Source organism: Vibrio sp. Y176, from assembly GCF_033438945.1.
In genome coordinates, this window is sequence record NZ_JAWOQS010000597.1 from 1 (window position 1) to 672 (window position 672).

Here is a 672-nt window from a genome sequence, read left to right on the forward strand (position 1 = left end):
GTTGCGGACTGGCGTTATCTGCGCTTCGCCCAAAATAGGTATCGCATCTCATATTGGTTAACGGGTACTTCTCGTTGTAATTCTGGCCGCTGCTCTCGGTAATTGTGATCACGCTTGAAAATGTTAATACGCTCGCGATAAATCGTGCATTTCCAGTACTTCTCTCCTACTAAGTCGGTTAATCTGCAATCACTACAAAAATAAATAGCCATATATTTATCCGGCAAATCGATTGAATTTTGCCTTTTCGTAACGCTGCGCCGAGAAGTAAGGAAGTCTCTATGAATCTAACCATAAGAAAGCGACTGTATATTCTTTCCATCATTCCAGTACTCACCATTGCACTAGGTATGATGTGGTTCACCTACCTGCAAACTAACGCTTATAACCAACAGCAAATTGATCAGACCCACACCACCATGATGGCGATGAAAAAAGCCGAGCTGAAAAACTATGTTCAGATGGCTCGCTCGGCGATTGAACCGCTACTCAAGAGAAATGCGACATTAGAAGAAGCTCTTCCCGTTTTACGAGAGCTGGAATTTGGTGAAACGGGCTACATCTTCGGTTACAACTCCAAAGGCGTCCGTGTTGTGGTCGGCAAGAACGACAAAGGCATCGGTGAAAACTTCTATAACCTGCAAGACAAGAAAGGTAATTACCTAGATCGGA

At 43.9% G+C, this 672-nt stretch carries 1 protein-coding gene and 1 pseudogene; both read left to right on the forward strand.

Translation table 11 applies throughout. The features are described from left to right. Positions 1 to 102, forward strand: a pseudogene (locus R7O13_RS27515) (DUF393 domain-containing protein); the annotation flags it as partial. 179 nt (positions 103 to 281) lie between these two features. Continuing rightward, positions 282 to 672 (forward strand): cache domain-containing protein (locus R7O13_RS27520; protein ID WP_318305283.1); only part of this gene is annotated, 391 nt, incomplete at its 3' end.